This is a genomic window from Novosphingobium sp. CCH12-A3, assembly GCF_001556015.1.
GTDB lineage: Bacteria > Pseudomonadota > Alphaproteobacteria > Sphingomonadales > Sphingomonadaceae > Novosphingobium > Novosphingobium subterraneum.
Genome location: NZ_LSIA01000292.1, coordinates 27,923 through 46,638 on the forward strand (window position 1 = coordinate 27,923; position 18,716 = coordinate 46,638).

Annotated in this window: 18 protein-coding genes; 12 read left to right on the top strand and 6 right to left on the bottom strand. The window is 62.8% G+C overall.

From position 1 onward, the window contains the following. Positions 1-77: 77 nt before the first annotated feature. Entirely contained in the window at positions 78-368 is a 291-nt protein-coding gene (locus tag AX703_RS23840; protein WP_062347734.1) for a 4a-hydroxytetrahydrobiopterin dehydratase, read from the top strand. After that, entirely contained in the window at positions 260-721 is a 462-nt protein-coding gene (locus AX703_RS28750) for a YbbC/YhhH family protein (RefSeq protein ID WP_156452192.1), read from the top strand. Before AX703_RS23840 ends, AX703_RS28750 begins: the two co-directional genes overlap by 109 nt. 31 nt (positions 722-752) lie before the next feature. Here the strand turns inward: AX703_RS28750 and AX703_RS23845 are convergent, their stop codons facing one another. Further along, positions 753-1,556, bottom strand: coding sequence for an SDR family oxidoreductase (locus tag AX703_RS23845; RefSeq protein ID WP_062347736.1), 804 nt, complete (start codon positions 1,554-1,556; stop codon positions 753-755). A gap of 35 nt (positions 1,557-1,591) precedes the next feature. Further along, the gene (locus tag AX703_RS23850) at positions 1,592-2,209 is read right to left on the bottom strand and encodes a DNA-3-methyladenine glycosylase (RefSeq protein ID WP_062347738.1); all 618 of its coding nucleotides are present in this window, start codon (positions 2,207-2,209) and stop codon (positions 1,592-1,594) included. Between the two features lie 137 nt (positions 2,210-2,346). Between AX703_RS23850 and AX703_RS23855 the strand changes: the two genes are divergently transcribed. Both AX703_RS23855 and AX703_RS23860 read left to right on the top strand, forming a co-directional pair. After that, positions 2,347-2,664, top strand: coding sequence for a 2Fe-2S iron-sulfur cluster-binding protein (locus AX703_RS23855; protein ID WP_039334168.1), 318 nt, complete (start codon positions 2,347-2,349; stop codon positions 2,662-2,664). Between the two features lie 538 nt (positions 2,665-3,202). Next, the gene (locus tag AX703_RS23860) at positions 3,203-6,271 is read left to right on the top strand and encodes a TonB-dependent receptor domain-containing protein (RefSeq protein WP_369821054.1); all 3,069 of its coding nucleotides are present in this window, start codon (positions 3,203-3,205) and stop codon (positions 6,269-6,271) included. A gap of 130 nt (positions 6,272-6,401) precedes the next feature. On the opposite strand, the gene argC is transcribed toward AX703_RS23860, so the two are convergent. The 3 genes from argC to AX703_RS23875 all read right to left on the bottom strand — a co-directional run bounded on the left by argC (position 6,402) and on the right by AX703_RS23875 (position 9,148). Further along, on the bottom strand, positions 6,402-7,331 hold the full coding sequence (gene argC, locus AX703_RS23865) for an N-acetyl-gamma-glutamyl-phosphate reductase (protein ID WP_062347740.1): 930 nt from the start codon (positions 7,329-7,331) through the stop codon (positions 6,402-6,404). Continuing rightward, positions 7,328-7,681 carry an SH3 domain-containing protein gene (locus AX703_RS23870; protein WP_231735677.1) on the bottom strand — a complete coding sequence of 118 codons (354 nt, stop codon included), beginning with the start codon at positions 7,679-7,681 and terminating at the stop codon, positions 7,328-7,330. Before AX703_RS23870 ends, argC begins: the two co-directional genes overlap by 4 nt. 84 nt (positions 7,682-7,765) lie before the next feature. Then, positions 7,766-9,148 carry a M17 family metallopeptidase gene (locus AX703_RS23875; protein ID WP_062347800.1) on the bottom strand — a complete coding sequence of 461 codons (1,383 nt, stop codon included), beginning with the start codon at positions 9,146-9,148 and terminating at the stop codon, positions 7,766-7,768. A gap of 53 nt (positions 9,149-9,201) precedes the next feature. On the opposite strand from AX703_RS23875, the gene AX703_RS23880 reads away from it, so the two are divergent. From AX703_RS23880 to AX703_RS23905, 6 genes are all read left to right on the top strand, one after another. Next, positions 9,202-10,002 (top strand): DUF4163 domain-containing protein, encoded by an 801-nt coding sequence (locus AX703_RS23880; RefSeq protein ID WP_062347742.1) that lies wholly within the window; start codon positions 9,202-9,204, stop codon positions 10,000-10,002. 54 nt (positions 10,003-10,056) lie between these two features. Beyond that, positions 10,057-10,887, top strand: a complete 831-nt coding sequence (gene map, locus AX703_RS23885) for a type I methionyl aminopeptidase (protein WP_197423820.1) — start codon at positions 10,057-10,059, stop codon at positions 10,885-10,887. A gap of 272 nt (positions 10,888-11,159) precedes the next feature. After that, on the top strand, positions 11,160-11,498 hold the full coding sequence (locus tag AX703_RS23890) for a P-II family nitrogen regulator (RefSeq protein ID WP_039334174.1): 339 nt from the start codon (positions 11,160-11,162) through the stop codon (positions 11,496-11,498). A 155-nt stretch (positions 11,499-11,653) separates the two neighbouring features. Then, positions 11,654-13,063: a type I glutamate--ammonia ligase gene (gene glnA, locus AX703_RS23895; RefSeq protein WP_039334175.1), complete on the top strand. Its 1,410-nt coding sequence runs from the start codon at positions 11,654-11,656 to the stop codon at positions 13,061-13,063. Between the two features lie 214 nt (positions 13,064-13,277). Beyond that, positions 13,278-13,763 carry a CHAP domain-containing protein gene (locus AX703_RS23900; protein ID WP_039334400.1) on the top strand — a complete coding sequence of 162 codons (486 nt, stop codon included), beginning with the start codon at positions 13,278-13,280 and terminating at the stop codon, positions 13,761-13,763. 101 nt (positions 13,764-13,864) lie between these two features. Then, positions 13,865-14,557, top strand: coding sequence for a tetratricopeptide repeat protein (locus AX703_RS23905; protein ID WP_062347745.1), 693 nt, complete (start codon positions 13,865-13,867; stop codon positions 14,555-14,557). Here the strand turns inward: AX703_RS23905 and AX703_RS23910 are convergent, their stop codons facing one another. After that, positions 14,558-16,846, bottom strand: coding sequence for a bifunctional diguanylate cyclase/phosphodiesterase (locus AX703_RS23910; RefSeq protein ID WP_062347747.1), 2,289 nt, complete (start codon positions 16,844-16,846; stop codon positions 14,558-14,560). Between the two features lie 157 nt (positions 16,847-17,003). Here AX703_RS23910 and AX703_RS27630 point away from each other — a divergent pair, with 157 nt between their 5' ends. Beyond that, positions 17,004-17,150: a lmo0937 family membrane protein gene (locus AX703_RS27630; protein ID WP_118073370.1), complete on the top strand. Its 147-nt coding sequence runs from the start codon at positions 17,004-17,006 to the stop codon at positions 17,148-17,150. Between the two features lie 122 nt (positions 17,151-17,272). Further along, complete coding sequence (locus tag AX703_RS23915; protein WP_062347749.1) at positions 17,273-18,697, top strand: aldehyde dehydrogenase family protein; 1,425 nt, start codon at positions 17,273-17,275, stop codon at positions 18,695-18,697. Positions 18,698-18,716: the final 19 nt, after the last annotated feature.

The window sequence follows — 18,716 nt, forward strand, 5'->3', positions numbered from 1 at the left end:
CTGCATGGGAGGGGCTTGCATGAAATCGGGCGATAGGGGAAACGGCGGCAACTGCCAAGGATGCCAAAGGACCAAGCATGACCGTCGCCCGCCTGACCGACACTGAACGCGATTCGCTGCTGGCCGAACTCCCCGAATGGCAATTGCGCAGCGACGGCCTCGCCATCACCCGCACCTTCCGCTTCGGCGATTTCTCCGAGGCCTGGGCCTTCATGAACCGCGTCGCCCTCTACGCCGAAAAGGCTGACCACCACCCCGAATGGTTCAACGTCTACAACCGCGTCGAGGTGACGCTGACGACGCACGATGCCGATGGCCTCTCGGCACGGGATGCCGCCATGGCGCGGGCGATGGAAGGCTTTCTGTGAAGCTCACCTCACCGAGCAATTGGTTACGGCATGGCTCGGCCGCGCTACTCATCTTGCTATCGGTACAAGTTGCCCGTGCCGAACCTCCCACTTGCGCTGAGAATGTCGCCTCATTTCAGCCCAAGACGGGTGTTGTGGGATCGGCAGAGACGGCAAAGTCAGTGGCCATGATTTACCTGAAGCCCGTTTACGGCACCAAACAGATTGAAGGGCAGCGACCCTTTAAGGCTACGCTGCGCGACGGTGTCTGGACAGTGACAGGCTCGCTACCAAGAGGCTGGGATGGCGGCGTCGCACACATCTCGATTTGCCGCCGGAACGGCAAAGTTTTGCGCATTTTTCACGACAAGTGAGCAATTCATTATCAGAAGGGACGTGGCGCCGCTACTTCCCCAAAGGCCTCCCGCCAGACCGCATCTGCTTGCGCAAAGCCCCCGGCATCCAGCGCGAGGCGAACGCGAGCCGCCGCGCGGTCTTGCCGACCAAAGTGTGCACCTTGTCTCCATGCACCGCCGCCCACGCCGCCTCGGCGACTTCGCTCACCGGCGTGATTTCCAGGCCCGCGCCGCGCACGCGCGTGCGGATGTCCTCGTTGCTGGCGCGGTTGGGGGCGTGATCCAGCAGAGGCGTTTCGATGAAGCCCGGCATCAGGCTGCGCACCTTGATGCCGTACTCGGCCCATTCCCCGTCGAGCGATTCAGTCAGCGCCCTGACGCCGAACTTCGTGGCGGAATAGACCGATGCCCCGGGTGAGCCATAGATCCCCGCCGCGCTGGCGGTGTTGAGCAGGCACGAACCCGGCGCGCTCGCCCTGAGCCACGCGAACGCCGCCTGCGCGCCGAAGATCACGCCCTTGAGGTTGATGTCGAGGGTGCGCTCGATCTCCTCGGCCGTCAGATCGACAATGCCACCACCGATAGGGATGCCGGCATTGTTGAACACCACCTCGATCTGCCCGCCAGCCGCCTTGGCGCAATCGGAGAGCGCCATGTCCCATGCCGCGCGGTCGCGCACGTCGAGACGGTGGCAAGAACTAAGCCCGGCGGGAAGCTGCGCTGCGGTTTCGGCCATGCCGGCCTCGTTGATGTCCGCGATGCCGACAAACCACCCGCCTTGTGCAAAGCGCTGCGCCACGGCGCGGCCGATGCCCGAAGCGCCACCGGTGATGAAGATCGTCTTGCGCGCCATTGGCACCCCCTGCTCACATTGTTGTCAGCAAGACATTACAGCGCCGGATTGTTATAGCAATGCCAGGTGAAGATCGCCGCCGCGCCGCGATGCGGCCGCCAGCCCTCGGCCAGAGCACGCGTCTCCTTCTCGCTCGGCCGTTCCGCAAGGCCGAGCAGCTTGCCAAGGCCCACCTGCACCGCCAGATCGCCCGCAGGCCAGATATCGGGGCGCCCTTCGGCGAACAGCAGGTAGATCTCGGCCGACCAACGTCCGATGCCCTTGATCTTGACCAGTTCCGCAATCGCTTCTTCGTCGTCCGCTGGCAGCGCATCAAGATCGAGTTCGCCCGATATCACCAGTTCGCACAAGGACCGCGCATAGCCCTGTTTCTGGCGCGATAGCCCACAGGCGCGCAAGGCGTCGAAGTCGGCGGCAAGCAGGTCGTGCGGAGGAATATCCTCCCCCAGCAGTGCCTCGAGCTTGTTCCACACCGAAGCAGCGGCGGCCACGCTGACTTGCTGGCCGACGATGGTGCGCAGCAAGGTGCCATAGCCGGTCGAACGAATGCGTGGCTCGGGATATCCGACGCGGCCAATGGCACTCGCCATGGCGGGGCTGCGGGCGGCGATGTACTCGAGTCCTTCGCGTAGCGCCTCTGCCGTCAGTCCCACCCTAGTTCTCCGCAACAGTGTTTTGGCCGGATCGACAGTTGCCAAAGCCGAAATGGCGCGATAGCAGCCCCGTCCAAAGGCGAACAGGGGGCGCGGGTCTTGCGTTGGTGCCCGTCGCCGCATTTGGAGAACGAACGATGCCGAAGATCGTGGTTGTCAATCGTGCGGGTGAAGAGAAGACGGTAGAGGCCGATGCCGGCCTTTCGGTGATGGAAGCGATCCGCGACAATGGCTTCGACGAGCTGCTCGCCCTGTGCGGCGGCTGCTGCTCCTGCGCCACCTGCCACGTCTACATCGACCCTGCATTCGCCGACAAGGTTGCGCCGATGAGCGAGGACGAGAACGACCTGCTCGACAGCTCGGACCACCGCAACGAAACCTCGCGCCTTTCCTGCCAGGTGCAGATCACGGGCGACCTCGACGGTCTTCGCGTCACGATCGCGCCGGAAGACTGATCTATCCGGCCTCTGCGCCGCTTGAAGGGCCCGCCTCCAGCAGGAGCGCGGGCCTTTTTCATGTCAGCCGCACCGGTGAACGGCAATGTTGGACCACCCTTTTGCAGAAAGTGGATCGCTTCGTCGATTTTTTGGGGAACGGTTTCGCGCCTCAGGCGTACCGCGGCGCTTCTGCGCCTGCCTGGCGGCCTTTGTGGCATGCGGCAACGCATCATCCATGCGATTTGGGTAGTTACAGGGGAAATTAAATTACTCCATATCGAAAGTTATTGGCATACAATTCCATTTTGTGACAAAATGTTTCAATGCGAAATTTCTCTAGGTTTTTCATTGCGTTGTCACATGAACACCACACTAACTATCGTTTAATGTGAAACTACGTGTTTCTGGTTTGAAAGCGCAGCTTGGCCTCGTCAGACAGGCGCCTCTCTCGCATCCATACCCCGGCTGACCGCAAATGCGGCGGCATATGGACTGGGCGCGCGGGCCTGTCGTCGTTCCCCACGGCGGCAGACGTTCAGGACAAGAGGACTGCCACGTGAACATCAAGTATCTCTCCGCGCTCCGTTCGGGCGCGACCCCTCTGGCGATCGGCATGGCGCTGGTCTCCACCGCAGCCTTTGCGCAGGATGCGGCCACGACGGCTGCACCGCAGAGCGTCGACTGCAGCACCACACCGGATGATCCCAGCTGCGGCGACACCCAGGCGATCGTCGTCACCGGCTCGATCCTGCGCCGCACCGACACCGAGACCGTCTCGCCGGTCACCACGGTGACGCAGGAGAACCTTGATCAGCGCGGCATCTCGACCGTGCAGGAAGGCCTGCAATCGCTGGCGGCCAACAACGGCCCGGCGCTGACCAACTCGTTCACCGCCAACGGCGCGTTCGCGGCCGGTGCCTCGGCGATCTCGCTGCGCGGCCTTTCGACCAACTCGACGCTTGTGCTGTTCGACGGCATGCGGGCGGCCTATTACCCGCTGGCCGATGACGGTTCGCGCAACTTCGTCGATCTCAACACCATTCCGGACGACATTGTCGACCGCGTGCAGATCCTGCGTGACGGCGCCTCGGCGGCTTATGGTGCCGACGCCATCGCAGGCGTGGTCAACATCATCACCAAGCGCGAATTCAAGGGCGTGCGCGCCCGTGGCGAAGCCGGCCTTTCCGATCGCGGCGATGCCTCGCAGTATCGCCTGTCGCTGACCGCCGGCGTGGGCGACATCGACGAGAACGGCTACAACGCCTACGTCTCGGGGTTCTACTACAAGAGCAACAAGCTCATGAACCGCGATCGTCCTTATCCGTTCAACACGGACGACCTGCGCAACGTATGTTCGCCCGATGATGAGTGCGGCAGCGATGACCGTATCAACTCGCCTACGGCAACCAGCTTTACCGGTGCCGGTGGCCCCCTGATCGTCCGCCCTTACGATCCCACCAACACCACGCCGCTCGGCCGCTTCCAGCTGCTTAACAATGTCGGCTGCGACAGCCCATACACTCTGACGCCCGCACAGCTTGCGGGAGCGTCGAACGCTGCACAACCGTTGCAGACCTGCACCGTAGACCTCACCCGCAAGTACGGCGTGATCCAGCCGGAAATCGAGCGCTGGGGCGTCTCTGCCCGCGTCACGGCGGCCCTCAGCGACAGCATCGAAGGCTATGCCGAATTCAACTTCCTGCAGAGCAAATCGGCCTACACAGGCCTGCCCGAAGCGATCTCGCGCAATGCTAACGCTGGTATCCTGTTCCCAGGCTTCTCAACGTCGAACAATGCAGCCAGCCGCGCGCCCGGTTCGTTTGCGCTGACCCTGCCGGTCTATGTCTGCGCCAACGGTGTGGGCGACGCTAGCGGCCTCAACACGGGCTGCAACGCCACCAACGGCACGCTCAACCCGAACAACCCGTTCGCCGGTGCCGGACAGCTTGCCCGCATCCAGGGCCGTCTGTTCGACCAGCCCACCTACAATGAAACCCGCAGCCGGGCCTATCGCGGTGCGATCGGCATCAAGGGCGACCTTACCGATAACATCAACTTCGACTTCGGCGCGACGGCGATGCACGACGACCTGCGTCGTACGCAGAAGGGCTATGTCTACATAGCCAACCTGCTGACGGCCATCGCGCGTGGCACGTACAACTTCGTTGACCCGACGCAGAACACGCAGGAGCAGAATGACTTCCTGCGTCCTACCCAGATCCTGAACGCCACCTCCGATCAGGTCCAGTTCCAGGGCACGCTCGGTGCGGATCTGTTCGAACTTCCGGGCGGCAAGTTGCAGGTCGCAGTGGGCGCAGGCGCCCGTTACGAAGCGGTCGACGCGCCTTCGGGTAACCCTGACTACTTCGGCCCGACGCAGCGCTACTTCACCCTGAACGCTTTCGGCACCAAGGGCAGCCGCTGGGTCTATTCGGGCTTTGCCGAAATCAACGCGCCGGTTCTCGACAAGGTCGAAATCAACCTCGCCGGTCGTTACGACAAGTACTCGAGCGGTCAGAACGCATTCAGCCCCAAGGCCGGCATCAAGTTCAAGCCGGTCGACGAACTGCTGATCCGCGGCACCTGGTCGAAGGGCTTCCGCATCCCTTCGTTCGGTGAGGCAAACGCCCTTCCGACAACGGGCTTTGTGACCAACGGCGCTGGCATCTTCAACGATGCCTACCTTTCGCAGTACGGCTGCAATACCGGTACCACCACCGACGCCAACCCGAACGGCTACAGCACCTGCCCGACCTACATCCGCTCCGGTTCCTATGGCCAGACCACCCTGGCCTCGCCGAACCTGAAGCCGGAACGGTCGCGCAGCTTTACCGCCGGGTTTGTGTTCGAACCGGTGCGCAACTTCACGCTGTCGGTCGACTACTACAACATCAAGAAGACCGGCGTGATCACGCAGCCCTCGAACGCGCCTGCACTCGAAGCCTATTACACCGGTCAACCGATCCCGGCGGGCTACACCGTGATCGCTGATGCTCCCAGCCCCGACTTCCCGAATGCGACGCCACGCCTCGCCTTCATCCAGTCGCAGCTGATCAATGCGAACACGCAGACCGTCTCAGGCCTCGATTTCCAGATCGACGGCCGGATCAACCTGACCGACAATATCCGCTTCACCAGCCATCTCGAGGCCAGCTACATCATCAAGCTGGAATCGGACCTGACCAACAGCGGCGGTGGCTTGGAGCGCTATGACGGTACGCTGGGCAACTTCAACCTGACCGCAGGTTCGGGCACGCCGAAGTGGCACGGCTACTGGCTGAATGGCCTGCAGTTCGATGACAACCTGGAGATCAACACCACAGTCAACTATTTTGGTGGCTACAACCTCTCGGCGATGGATCAGGGCGATCTCTACAAGGACTGCGGCCAGAACCCGGGCTACAGTCCGACCGGCTGCGACATTCCGCGCTACATCACATTCGACCTGCAGACGCGCTTCAAGGTCAACGACCGCTTCACGCTGTCGCTCACCGCGCTGAACCTGTTCGACAACATGCCGCCAGTGGATGTCGTGACCTACGGCGCGCACCTCTACAATCCGATCCAGGGCGGCCAGGGCATTCTGGGCCGTTACTTCAAGGTTGGTTTCCAGGCTGATTTCTAAAGGTCTGGTGCCACGTGTCCGACTTGGGGGCAGCATCGCAAGATGCTGCCCCTTTTTTTGCTCCCGAAGGGCACGCGCAAGAACGCTCCCGCTTTCGCGGAGGCGTTTTTGGAAGTCGGCGCTAATGGAATTAGAGGCGCAGGCCTGCGGTTTCGTCGAGGCCGGCCATCAGGTTCAGCGACTGCACTGCTGCACCGCTGGCGCCCTTGCCCAGATTATCGAGCAAGGCAACCAGGCGGGCCTGTTCGCCGTCGGCGCTGCCCATGACGTGAAGGGCAAGACCGTCCCATGGTTCCATCGCAGCGCGCAGCAGCATCTCGCCGTCGGCAGGAAGATCCTGCGCCACGGCGACCACCCGCGAGCCGTCATAGAACTGCGTGAGAGCAGCGCGCAGCAACTCGGCTGGCACGTTGCCGGGCATGACGCCCAGCGGCAGCGGAATCTCGACGACCATCCCGCGATGGGCATTGACCACCGCCGGGCTGAACAACGGGGCGATTGCCGTGCCGGTGTAGCGCTGCATTTCGGGAATGTGCTTGTGCCCGAAAGTCAGGCCGTACCCTCGCCAGGCGATGTCGGCCTCAGCCTCGAAGCGGCCGATCAGCGCCTTGCCGCCACCCGAATAACCGGTCACCGCATTGCAGCTGTATGGCCAGGCGGCGGGCAGCAGGCCGTTGTGAACAAGCGGGGCGAGCAGGCCGATGAATCCCGTCGGATAGCACCCCGGATTCGACACCCGCTTCGATTCCGCGACGGTCTCGCGGCCGACGATTTCAGGGAATCCGTAAGTCCAGCCGTCAGCCACGCGGTGTGCGGTCGAAGCGTCGATCACCTTTGTCCGGTCATTGCGGATCATCGCCACGGCATCGCGCGCAGCGTCATCGGGCAGGCACAGGATCACGACGTCGGCGTCATTGATCGCTTCGGCGCGCGCGGCATCGTCCTTGCGGCGGGCATCATCGAGTGCGATCATGGCGAATTCGCTGCGCCCGGCAAGCCGCTCGGCGATTTCGAGGCCGGTGGTGCCCGCAGCACCGTCGATGAAGACCGATGTGGTCATGCGCAGGCCTCCAACTGGCTCATCTCGACATAGCCGACGAGCAGATCGGATTTCGCCTGCCCCCAGGCCCAGCCTCCTGCCATGTCGAGAACATCGAACACTTCGCCGGCCACCAGGGCGCGCAATTCCGCCCCATCCTGCTTGCCCGCAGCACGCAGCGCCGTTTCGGCCTTCACGCCATGCGCCATCGGCACCGCGTAATGCGGCACGAAGTATTTTCCGGCGAGCCCGATATGCGCAAGATCGCCGCGCACCGGCAGGTGCGGCTTGTCCGAACGGTCAGCAGCGCGCGAAAGCTGGAGCTGGCCGGTGGGCAGTTCGATGGAAAGAGGCATGGCTTCGACGGTCAATTCAGGGGTTCCCCGCAGCAGGAAAGCCGGGCGATTAGCGGCGCTCGCGTCATCAGGCAAGCTATGGTGCACTTGCCCGCTCCCTCAGCCGTAGCGCGCCTTGAGCAGCCCCCACGCCGCACGCAACCCCAGGGCATCGCCGCCCTTGGGTCGGCCGGGCTTTCCAACAGGGCGCCAGGCGAAGGTATCGAAATGCACCCAGTCGATCCCCTCGCCGACAAATCGGTCAAGGAACAGTGCGGCGACACTCGCGCCCGCAAATCCGTTGGCCGGCGAATTCTGCAGGTCGGCAACGTCGGATTTGAGGTACTCGCGGTAGCCTTCGTGCAGGGGGAGTTGCCAGCAGGGGTCGTCGAGTTGCCGCCCTGCCTCGAGGAGTTGGGTGGCAGTTGGACATTGCCGCGCGAACATCGCCGGGAGGTCCGGCCCCAGCGCGACACGGGCTGCGCCGGTCAATGTGGCGAAGTCGATGACGAGTTCGGGCTTCATTTCAGTGGCGCGAGTCAGCGCGTCGCCGAGCACGAGCCGCCCCTCGGCGTCGGTATTGGTGATCTCGACCGAAAGCCCAGCGCGCGACCGGAGGATATCGCCGGGACGGAACGCGTTGCCGGAGATCGCGTTTTCGACTGCAGGAACAAGCACGTGCAGCCGGACCTTCAAGCCCATCGTCATGATCAGACCGGCCAGGGCCAGCGCGTGAGCCGCCCCGCCCATGTCCTTCTTCATCAGCGCCATGCCGGAGGAAGGCTTGATGTCGAGCCCGCCCGAATCGAAGCAAACCCCCTTGCCGACGATGGCGACGCGCGGGTGCCTGGCATCGCCCCACGTCATTTCGATCAGGCGCGGAGCATGGCTGCGCGCCGCGGCACGGCCGACGGCGTGGACCATCGGGTAGTCGTGCTCGAGCGCATCGCCCGAGACAACGTGGACTTCGGCATGGTGGCGCTTGGCCAGCGCGCGGGCCTCGGCTTCAAGCTGCAGCGGCCCCATGTCCTCGGCGGGCGTATTGACGAGGTCACGGACCATGAGGACGGCCGTTGCCTCGGCAATCGCGGGCTCGATCAGCGCAACGTCCTTGGTCAGCAGGATGCGCGGTTCGGCGTCCTTGGCGTCCTTGCGGTAGCGGTCGAAGCGGTACTGGCCGGTGATCCAGCCGTGGAGCGCCTTGCCGGGCTCCCCTCCTGCGCGGCGATAGGTACCGCCGGGGAGCACGTCGGCGAGCTTGGCCATGCACCACGAGGACAGGTCATCGATATTGGCGACGCCCGCCACGGCGAACCATGTGTCGCCATCGGGGACAATCGCGTGCTCGTATCCGCCGCCTTCGAACTTCTGCGCGGAAAGGGCAGCGCGCTGTCCGGCGTTAAGCCCTTTGAGAAAGTCGGGCAGCGTTGCCTTGTCGACGAGGTGGAGCGCCGTTGCCGGCTGGCCGCGATCGGGCTGGATCAGTGCTTGTCTGTCGGTCATGCTGCACAAGGACATGCCGCAGAGCGCGGCACGTTGCGAGAGGAAATTGCCTGATGCGTGTGCTGTTTCTGACCCCACTGGTGCTACTGGCCGCCTGTTCGGGCGAGAAGCCCCCTGCCCCGGCGCCGAGCACCAATGCTCCCGTCGCCGCGCCGATGCCGCCGGAGCCGCCTGTACAGACGCCGGTCACCGCGCGCGAGGTGCACGAGAAGAACGAGCTCTATGAATTCGACTATTCCTATCCGGCGGTCGCGGGGGCGGTGCCGGAACTGAAGGCGCTGCTCGACAAGGAACTGGAAGAAGCGCGCCGCGAGCTCAAGGTGCAGGCGACAGAAGGACGCAAGGCGGCCAAGGAGAGCGGCTTTCCGTACCATCCCTATACGCATACCGTCGAATGGAAGGTGGTCACCGACTTGCCGGCCTGGCTCAGCCTTTCGACGGTGGTCGGATTCTACAGCGGCGGGGCACACCCGAACTACGTTTACGACACGGTGCTGTGGGACAGGATCGCCGCCAAGCGCCGTGCGCCAGTGGACCTGTTCACATCGAAGGAAGCGCTGCGCGGGGCGATCCGGGCGCGGTTCTGCGAGGAGCTCGATCGCCAGCGCGCCAGGAAGCGCTCTGGTTCAGGCATGGGAGATATCCCGGAGTTCAGCGACTGCATCGATCCCACCGAGCAGACCGTGATCCTCGGCTCCTCGAACGGCAAGGCGTTCGACCGGATCGGCATTCTCGTCGCGCCTTATGCTGCAGGTCCCTATGCCGAGGGGGACTATGAAGTGACCCTCCCGGTGACGCAGAAGGTGCTTGATGCTGTCAGGCCCGAATTCAAGGCCGCGTTCGTCGCAAGATGAAATGCCCTTAGTCCGGTTCTCGCAATTTGCCGGTTTTGTCGCTACATGGACGGCATGACCGAATATCTGACTGTTGAAGACCACGACGTTTTGCTGCGCGACGGCACGATCAAGCTCCACGGCCCCGCGGGCTTCGATGGCATGCGCAAGGCCGGCCGGCTTGCGGCCGAGATCCTCGATGCGCTGGCCCCCCTGGTGGTGCCCGGCGTGCGGACCGACTACCTTGATGATGTGGTGCGGCAGATGACACTCGATGGCGGCGCCGTGCCGGCGACGCTTGGCTATCGGGGCTATACCCATTCGTGCTGCATCTCGATCAACCACGTGGTCTGCCACGGCATCCCTTCGGACAAGACGCTGAAGGACGGTGACATCGTCAATATCGACGTCACGCCCCTGCTGGATGGCTGGCACGGCGATACGAGCCGGATGTACCTCGTCGGCGACGTGCCATTGAAGGCAAAGCGCCTGGTCGACGTCACCTACGAGTGCCTGATGATCGGCATCGAGCAGGCAAAGCCCGGTGCGCGGCTTGGCGACATTGGCGCGGCGATCCAGGCCCATGCCGAGAAACAGCGTTACGGCGTGGTGCGGGAATTCTGCGGTCATGGCCTGGGCCGGCTCTTCCACGACGCTCCGGAAGTTGTCCACGCCGCGCGCGCCGGGACCGGGCCGGAGCTGAAGCCCGGCATGTTCTTCACGATCGAGCCGATGATCAACCTGGGCAAGCCGGGCGTGAAGATCCTCGACGATGGCTGGACGGCTGTGACGCGAGACCGCTCGCTCTCGGCCCAGTTCGAGCATTCTATCGGCATCACCGAGGACGGCTGCGAGATCTTTACCGCAAGTCCGAAAGGCTTGGACAAGCCGCCTTACTCAGCTTGACGATATAGGGCCTGCCCAAAAATAAGGCAGCCCCTGCGTAAAAAATGTGCATGATTTGAACAATGCCGCGCAATCTTGCGCATGGAAGCCTTGCGCATTCGATTCAAATCTTGCCGAGCCCCTGATTTTACGGCTTTCGCGTTGCAGCGCGATAGCCTAGTGCTTGCCCTCAGCGCGTGGCACGATTCTTGTAACGTCGTTGCCACACACGGGATAAATTGCCGGAACGCCGACCTTGGCGGTCCGGCCCGCGTTGCAGGGGTCTGAACGACGTGAAAAAGGTCGAAGCGATCATCAAGCCCTTCAAGCTCGATGAAGTGAAGGAAGCGCTGCACGAGATTGGCGTATCGGGCATCACCGTGACCGAAGCGAAGGGCTTCGGCCGCCAGAAGGGCCACACCGAGCTCTATCGCGGTGCCGAGTACGTCGTCGATTTCCTGCCCAAGGTGAAGCTCGAGGTCGTGGTGGGCGACGCGCTTGTCGACCGTGTGGTCGAAGCGATTGCTGCCGCAGCACAGACCGGTCGCATCGGCGATGGCAAGATCTTCGTGATCCCGATCGAGAGCGCCCTGCGCATCCGTACCGGTGAGCGCAACGACGACGCTATCTGATCAGAACGACATGACAAGTTTGATGCCGCGGCGGGCCTGACCCGCCGGGCAGCATAGCGGGGGTGGGCCTGTGGACGGGCAAGCCTCCAGACGACAACCACCCCAGATACCCTCCGGAGCTCTCCACCGGAGGCAATGAAGAAGAAGGACCAGCGATGGCAACTGCAAAGGACATCCTCGCCCGCATCAAGGACGAGGAAATCGAATGGGTCGACCTGCGCTTCACTGACCCGAAGGGCAAGTGGCAGCACCTGACCATGGTCTCGACCGTTCTCGGCGAAGACGAACTGGAAGACGGCCTGATGTTCGACGGTTCGTCGATCGAAGGCTGGAAGGCCATCAACGAGTCGGACATGATCCTCAAGCCCGACCTCGACTCGGTCTATGTCGATCCGTTCTCGGCCTCGCCGATGCTGATCATCAACTGCGACATCGTCGAACCTTCGACCGGCGAACTCTATGGCCGTGACCCGCGTTCGACCGCCAAGCGCGCAGAAGCCTTCGTCAAGTCGGCCGGTTTCGGCGACACTGTCTACGTCGGTCCGGAAGCCGAGTTCTTCCTGTTCGACGACGTGAAGTTCTACGACGGCTACGACGGCAACGGCTTCCGCATCGATGACATCGAGCTGCCAACCAACTCGAACAAGGACTACGAAGGCGGCAACCTCGCCCACCGTCCGCGCGCCAAGGGTGGCTACTTCCCGGTCGCTCCGGTCGACAGCTGCGTCGACATCCGTGGCGAAATGGTCCGCACCATGATCGAGATGGGCCTGCCCTGCGACAAGCACCACCACGAAGTGGCCTCGGCCCAGCACGAACTCGGCCTGACCTTCGGCACCCTGGTCCAGACCGCCGACCGCATGCAGGTCTACAAGTACGTCGTGCAGCAGGTCGCCCATGCCTATGGCAAGACCGCGACGTTCATGCCGAAGCCGATCAAGACCGACAACGGCTCGGGCATGCACACGCACATCTCGATCTGGGAAGCTGGCAAGCCGCTCTTCGCCGGCAACGGCTATGCCGGCCTGTCGGAAATGTGCCTGTACTTCATCGGCGGCGTCATCAAGCACGCCAAGGCGCTCAACGCCTTCACCAACCCGACCACCAACAGCTACAAGCGTCTGGTGCCGGGCTATGAAGCCCCCGTTCTGCTGGCCTACTCGGCCCGCAACCGTTCGGCCTCGTGCCGCATCCCCTATGGCGCCGGTGCCAAGGCGAAGCGCGTCGAGTTCCGCTTCCCCGACGCTATGGCCAACCCTTACCTGTGCTACTCGGCACTGCTCATGGCCGGCCTCGACGGGATCAAGAACAAGATCCACCCGGGCGAAGCCATGGACAAGAACCTGTACGACCTGCCGCCGGCAGAACTCGCCCAGGTTCCGACCGTGTGCGGCAGCCTGCGTGAAGCGCTGGAAAGCCTCGAAGCCGACCACGACTTCCTGCTCCAGGGCGGCGTGTTCACCAAGGACCAGATCGAAGCCTACATCGAACTGAAGTGGCCGGAAGTGATGCGCTGGGAAACCACGCCGTCGGCCGTCGAGTTCGACATGTACTACTCGCTCTAATCCAAACGATCAGCGAGGATTCGAAGGGGCGTCCGGGAAACCGGGCGCCTTTTTGGTTTGAGGCACCGCCTGCAGCGGTAAACGCACGAGTTTATGATTTTATCCACAGCGCACGAACTTTTTGCGACGAAGCGAGACGAGCTGTGATTGCGGCAGGATGAACGGAAGGGCTCAGGACTCCTCGAATCCGCCGAAATCCTTAGTGATGCTGCCCATGATAAAGAACGCGGTCGCAGCATTCCTGGCATTCTTCGCAGTCGTCGCTCTGCCGACCGCTGCCCAGGCCCGCCTCCAGTGCGTGACCTACGCCCGCCAGATTTCCGACGTTCAGATCAGCGGCAATGCCCGTGACTGGTGGAGCAATGCTGCGGGCACCTATGACCGTGGCCAGCAGCCAAAAGCCGGCGCCGTCCTCGCCTTCAGCGGCACGCGTGCAATGCCCTACGGACACGTTGCCGTTGTCCGCAAGGTCGTCGATGACCGCCACATCCTGATCGACCACGCGAACTGGTCCGGCCCGGGCATGGTCGAAAAGGGCGTAATGGCGGTTGACGTTTCGGCCGCTGGCGACTGGAGCGAAGTGCGCGTGTGGTACGCTCCGACAAAGTCGGTCGGCCTGCGCGCCAGCCCGGCCCACGGTTTCATCTATCCCCGCACCATGACGGCAGACGCGACGAAAGCCACCTCGGCCAAGGGCTGACCTCCCCTGAACCCGAAAAGAGATTGCCGCCGTCGAGGCGGGAATTGCATTTGCAAGTTCAGCGGCGGGACTGCACTCTTCCCAGAAAGGGAGAGCTGCCCATGCCGTTCCGCCGTACCATCATCGCCTCGGCAGTTTGCCTGATCGCGACGACCGCCGCAGCGGCCGATCTGATGAGCGACGCACAGGCCGAGCAGCTTTCCTCGGCCATCTTCAATGACATCGTTGCAGGCAAACCTGCCTCGGCCATCGACAAGGCTGATGAGCTGATCGCTGCGTTCAATGTCCGCCAGGCAAAGCGCGCCCACGCATGCGCCGAATCGCAGGAACAGGCTGAGGCACTGGCGAAGAAGAACGATGCCGAAGTGACGATGGAGCTCACGATCGTCGGCCCCGCGTGGTGCGACGGATATTTCTACAAGGGCTATGCGCTGATCGATCTCGGCCGTGGACGCGAAGCGCTGCCGTGGCTGCAGCTGGCGCATGACCGCGCGCCGCTCAATGCGCACTACACCAACGAGCTGGCGGAATGGTTCAAGGCCCAGAAGGACTGGAAGCGTTCCTTCGGCTTGTTCGAAGAAGCGCTGAGGTCGGCTGAGACAGCACCGGACGGCCAGCGCGCATTATACAAGGCACGAGCGCTGCGCGGCATGGGCTTCAACAAGATCGAGATGGGCCAGCTCGACGAGGCAGAGACGCTTTTCAACGAATCCCTGACCTATCAGCCTGACAGCCCTGCAGCCGCCAACGAGCTCAAGTACATCAAACAGATACGCGGCGAGCCCAACACCTGATCAGGCAGTTCGGCGCTTTTCCATTGCTGCCGGCTCCAGCAGGGCACGCGCTTCGTGCAAAGGCATGGCCTGCCAGAACAGGTGGCCCTGAATCATCTGGCATCCGGCGGCCTGCACCAGCGCGCGCTGCATCGGGGTTTCAACGCCCTCGGCGACGACTTTCATGCGCAAGGTGTGCCCGAGCGAAACGATTGCACGCAGAATCGAATGGGCATCAAGATCGGCTTCGATGTTCTGCACGAACGAGCGGTCGATCTTGATCCGGTCAAACTGGAACGAGCGAAGATAGCTCAGCGATGAGTAGCCGATCCCGAAATCGTCGAGAGCAATGCGGAAACCGCGATATTTCAAACCCTTGAGCACGTCGACCACGTGCTCGCTGCGATCCAGCATCACCCCCTCGGTCACCTCGAGCACAAACCGGCGCGGATCGGCGCCGGTTTCGCGCACCAGTCGGTCGATCTCCGGCAGGAAGTCGCTCGCCATGATCTGCAGCGGCGAGAGGTTTACCGAGATGTCGCAATCGGGCCAGTCGCGGCAATCCTCGAAGACACGGCGCAAGACCCATTGCCCCAGCGGCATCATCAGTCCCGCCTGCTCTGCAATCGGCACGAACAGGCCGGGACGGATCGGCCCGCGCTCGGGATGGGTCCAGCGCAACAGCGCTTCGAAGCCCTCCACGGCACCGTCCGCGGCATTGACGATCGGCTGATAGGCCAGGGCCAGCTCATCGCGATTGATCGCGCGGCGCAGCTCCATCTCCATGTCCCGCCGCAGCTTGACCGAAGCATCCATGTCGCGAGTAAACCGGCGATAGCGCGCCCGGCCCCGCTGCTTCGCCCGATATAGCGCGATGTCGGCGCGACGCAGCAGCTCGCCCGGGTCTTCGCTCTGCTCCGGCCCCCAGCTTATCCCGCAAGACAGGCTGACTTCGAGATTGTTGCCCGAAATCACGAACGGTTCGAGGGCCAGCGCCATCAGTTGCCGCCCGAGCATGTCGGCCGCAGCGCGCCCGCCTGTGGAGCGCCGCAACAGCACGAATTCGTCCCCCCCGAAGCGCGAAAGGAAATCGCCGGGTGGAAGCGAACGACGCAGGCGCAGGGCGACCTGCCGGACCAGTTCATCGCCGACATGGTGACCCAGCGTATCATTCACCACCTTGAAACGGTCGATATCCAGATAGGCGATGAAGACATCGCCGAGCTCAGGCCGCTCGATGCAGGCAGACAATTCCTGTCGCAGCCTCTGCATGAAATGGGCGCGGTTCGGCAATCCCGACATCGCATCGTGCAAGGCATTGTGTTGAGCCTGCGCTTCACTGGCAATGAGTTCGCTGGTCGTCCGCCGCATCCGGCGGACGATGATCGCTCCACCGGCCACGACACCCATGAAGAAAAGGATATAGACTGCCAGCAGCGGTGCCGTCTGGCGCAGGATCGCCGGGCCCGGTGGCTTTGCAATCCACGAAAACCACCCGATGCGCTCTCCGCTCAGGTTCGTGACCGCGAGCGAGTTGCGCTTCTCGTCTGCATCAGGCGCCTGATCGAACCGGACATCATCGAGCAACAGCGCAGACTGCAAATCGGCAATCATGCGCGCGTCGACGTAGCGTACGAGGACGATGTAATCGGGCGGTCCCTTGAGCAACGAAGCAGTCACGTCCGGCACTATCGACGCCGCCGCTATCAGCGCCGGCTTACCGTCGAAATTGTCCATCGAAGCTGCAGCACGGCCAACAGGCAGACCCTTCGCACTGTACGGCCAGCGTACATCACCCAATTTCCGCCATTCGCCGACTTTCTCCGATCCCGGATCGTCCTTCAGGGATTGCCGGATCAGGTCTGCAACCTTTCCCCCGATCTGGTTGTAGCGGCACTCTTGTGTGATCTTGCCGCCCTTCCAGCAGCGCACCAGCGTGCCATCGAACCTGACATGGTAGATGCGGTCGATGCGGTGGCTGCCCCAGAAGTAGCCGGCCAGATAGTTGCGCGCCCATCCCTCTGCGTCGGGCGCGTTGAGCTTCACGACGGCATCGTCCCACGTGATCTGAAGCCGATCGGCTTCCATGATCTGTCGCTCGCTCCGCTCGAGAAAGCGATGGACCAGCCGCTGCTCCTCCTGGCGGGTGAAAACATCGGCGATGCTGGTCGAATTGACGAAAGCCGCAACCAGTGCGGTTGTCAGCGCCACCAGCGCAAGAAACGTGCCCACGACGATCCATACGGCGCCGCGTGCCCCGGTCTGGTGGTGCCGCGACACGGCGCGACTGAGGGTAGGTCCCGTCCCCATCCGGTCTTGTCTAGAGGCCGCTTCCGAAGAAATCGTTATCAATCCGGATGTTCGTATTCGTAGATGCAATCTGAACAGATATCCGGAACCCCGAAGGAATTGGCGGATTGAGAAATCAGACGGGCGCGGGCGGGAGGAACGCAGCGGAGATCGTCACATGCTTCTCACTCTTGCCTTGATTCTCTTTGTCCTTTGGGCGCTGGGCGTGTTTGCCTTCAAGGTTACCGCAGCCTTCATCCATGTCGTTCTGGTCATCGCCATCCTGATCGGACTGGTCCACCTCTTTCGCGGGCGCCGGATTTGACGCGGCAATATGACATGATCCGGCAGGCCTGACCGGTTGCGGAATGCAACGCACGCACCTACTTTTCCGAAGGCAAGGGGCCTGACGGTCGGTTCGGCCCACTCACTTCGGGAGAGACGGCAATGCGCGAGAGGCTGCAGCACTACATCGATGGCAAATGGGTCGATAGCGAAGGTGGTACGCGCCACGAAGTGATCAACCCGGCAACCGAAGAACCCGTCTGCGCCATTACGCTTGGCACGCAGGCCGATGTCGACAAGGCTGTGGCCGCTGCCCAGCGTGCGTTCAAGACCTTCAGCAAGACGACACGTGAAGAGCGCCTTGCCCTGATGGATCGCATCGTCGCCGAGTTCAAGAAACGTGCGCCGGAACTTGCCGTCGCCATGGCCGAGGAAATGGGCGCCCCGGTGAGCTTCGCCGGCACGGCTCAGGTCGGTGCCGGTATCGGCGGATTCCTGGGCACGATGGCCGCGCTCAAGAATTTCGACTTCATGGAAGACAACGGCGCCTACAAGGTCGCTTACGAGCCGATCGGCGTTGTCGGAATGATCACGCCCTGGAACTGGCCTCTCAACCAGATCGCACTGAAGGTCGCACCTGCACTGGCTGCTGGCAACACGATGATCCTCAAGCCTTCCGAAGAGTGCCCGACCAATGCGGCCATCTTTGCCGAGATTCTTGATGCGGCAGGCGTTCCGCCTGGCGTCTTCAACCTAGTTCAGGGCGATGGACCGGGCGTTGGCACGGCGATCAGTTCGCACCCCGGTATCGACATGGTCAGCTTCACGGGTTCGACCCGCGCGGGCATTCTTGTCGCCAAGGCCGCTGCTGACACGGTGAAGCGCGTCCATCAGGAATTGGGCGGCAAGTCACCCAACCTTGTCCTGCCCGATGCGGACTTTGCCAAGCACTTGCCGTCGACGGCTTCCGGTCCGCTGGTCAACTCGGGCCAATCCTGCATTTCGCCGACCCGCATCCTTGTGCCCAAGGAGCGCGAGGCCGAAGCGGCAGCGTTCGTTTCGGCAATGTATGCCGCGACGCCCGTTGGCGATCCTCTGCAGGAAGGCCAGCATCTCGGCCCGGTGGTGAACAAGGCACAGTTCGACAAGATCCGCGGACTGATTCAATCCGCCATCGACGAGGGCGCCAAGCTGGAGACCGGTGGTCCTGACCTGCCGTCCAACGTCAATCGCGGCTACTACATCAAGCCGACGGTGTTTTCAGGCGTGACGCCGGACATGCGCATCGCGCAGGAAGAGATCTTCGGTCCCGTTGCCACGATCATGACCTACGACGATCTCGAACAGGCTATCGAGATTGCCAACGACACAGCGTATGGCCTTTCTGCCTGCATCACCGGTGATCCGGCCAAGGCTGCGGAAGTGGCCCCTGCCCTGCGGGCCGGCATGGTGGCAATCAACAACTGGGGCCCGACGCCGGGTGCGCCGTTTGGCGGCTACAAGCAATCGGGCAATGGCCGCGAAGGCGGGCTCTATGGCCTCAAGGACTTCATGGAAATGAAGGCGATCAGCGGCCTGCCCGCCTGATCCACGACGAAAAGCGGAA

Coding starts and splice junctions, on each gene's coding strand:
- AX703_RS23840 (WP_062347734.1), top strand. CDS start 78: ATGACCGTCGCCCGCCTGACCGACACTGAACGCGATTCGCTGCTGGCC.
- AX703_RS28750 (WP_156452192.1), top strand. CDS start 260: ATGGTTCAACGTCTACAACCGCGTCGAGGTGACGCTGACGACGCACGA.
- AX703_RS23845 (WP_062347736.1), bottom strand. CDS start 1,556: ATGGCGCGCAAGACGATCTTCATCACCGGTGGCGCTTCGGGCATCGGC.
- AX703_RS23855 (WP_039334168.1), top strand. CDS start 2,347: ATGCCGAAGATCGTGGTTGTCAATCGTGCGGGTGAAGAGAAGACGGTA.
- argC (WP_062347740.1), bottom strand. CDS start 7,331: ATGACCACATCGGTCTTCATCGACGGTGCTGCGGGCACCACCGGCCTC.
- AX703_RS23875 (WP_062347800.1), bottom strand. CDS start 9,148: ATGACCGACAGACAAGCACTGATCCAGCCCGATCGCGGCCAGCCGGCA.
- AX703_RS23880 (WP_062347742.1), top strand. CDS start 9,202: ATGCGTGTGCTGTTTCTGACCCCACTGGTGCTACTGGCCGCCTGTTCG.
- map (WP_197423820.1), top strand. CDS start 10,057: ATGACCGAATATCTGACTGTTGAAGACCACGACGTTTTGCTGCGCGAC.
- glnA (WP_039334175.1), top strand. CDS start 11,654: ATGGCAACTGCAAAGGACATCCTCGCCCGCATCAAGGACGAGGAAATC.
- AX703_RS23900 (WP_039334400.1), top strand. CDS start 13,278: ATGATAAAGAACGCGGTCGCAGCATTCCTGGCATTCTTCGCAGTCGTC.
- AX703_RS23905 (WP_062347745.1), top strand. CDS start 13,865: ATGCCGTTCCGCCGTACCATCATCGCCTCGGCAGTTTGCCTGATCGCG.
- AX703_RS23910 (WP_062347747.1), bottom strand. CDS start 16,846: ATGGGGACGGGACCTACCCTCAGTCGCGCCGTGTCGCGGCACCACCAG.
- AX703_RS27630 (WP_118073370.1), top strand. CDS start 17,004: ATGCTTCTCACTCTTGCCTTGATTCTCTTTGTCCTTTGGGCGCTGGGC.
- AX703_RS23915 (WP_062347749.1), top strand. CDS start 17,273: ATGCGCGAGAGGCTGCAGCACTACATCGATGGCAAATGGGTCGATAGC.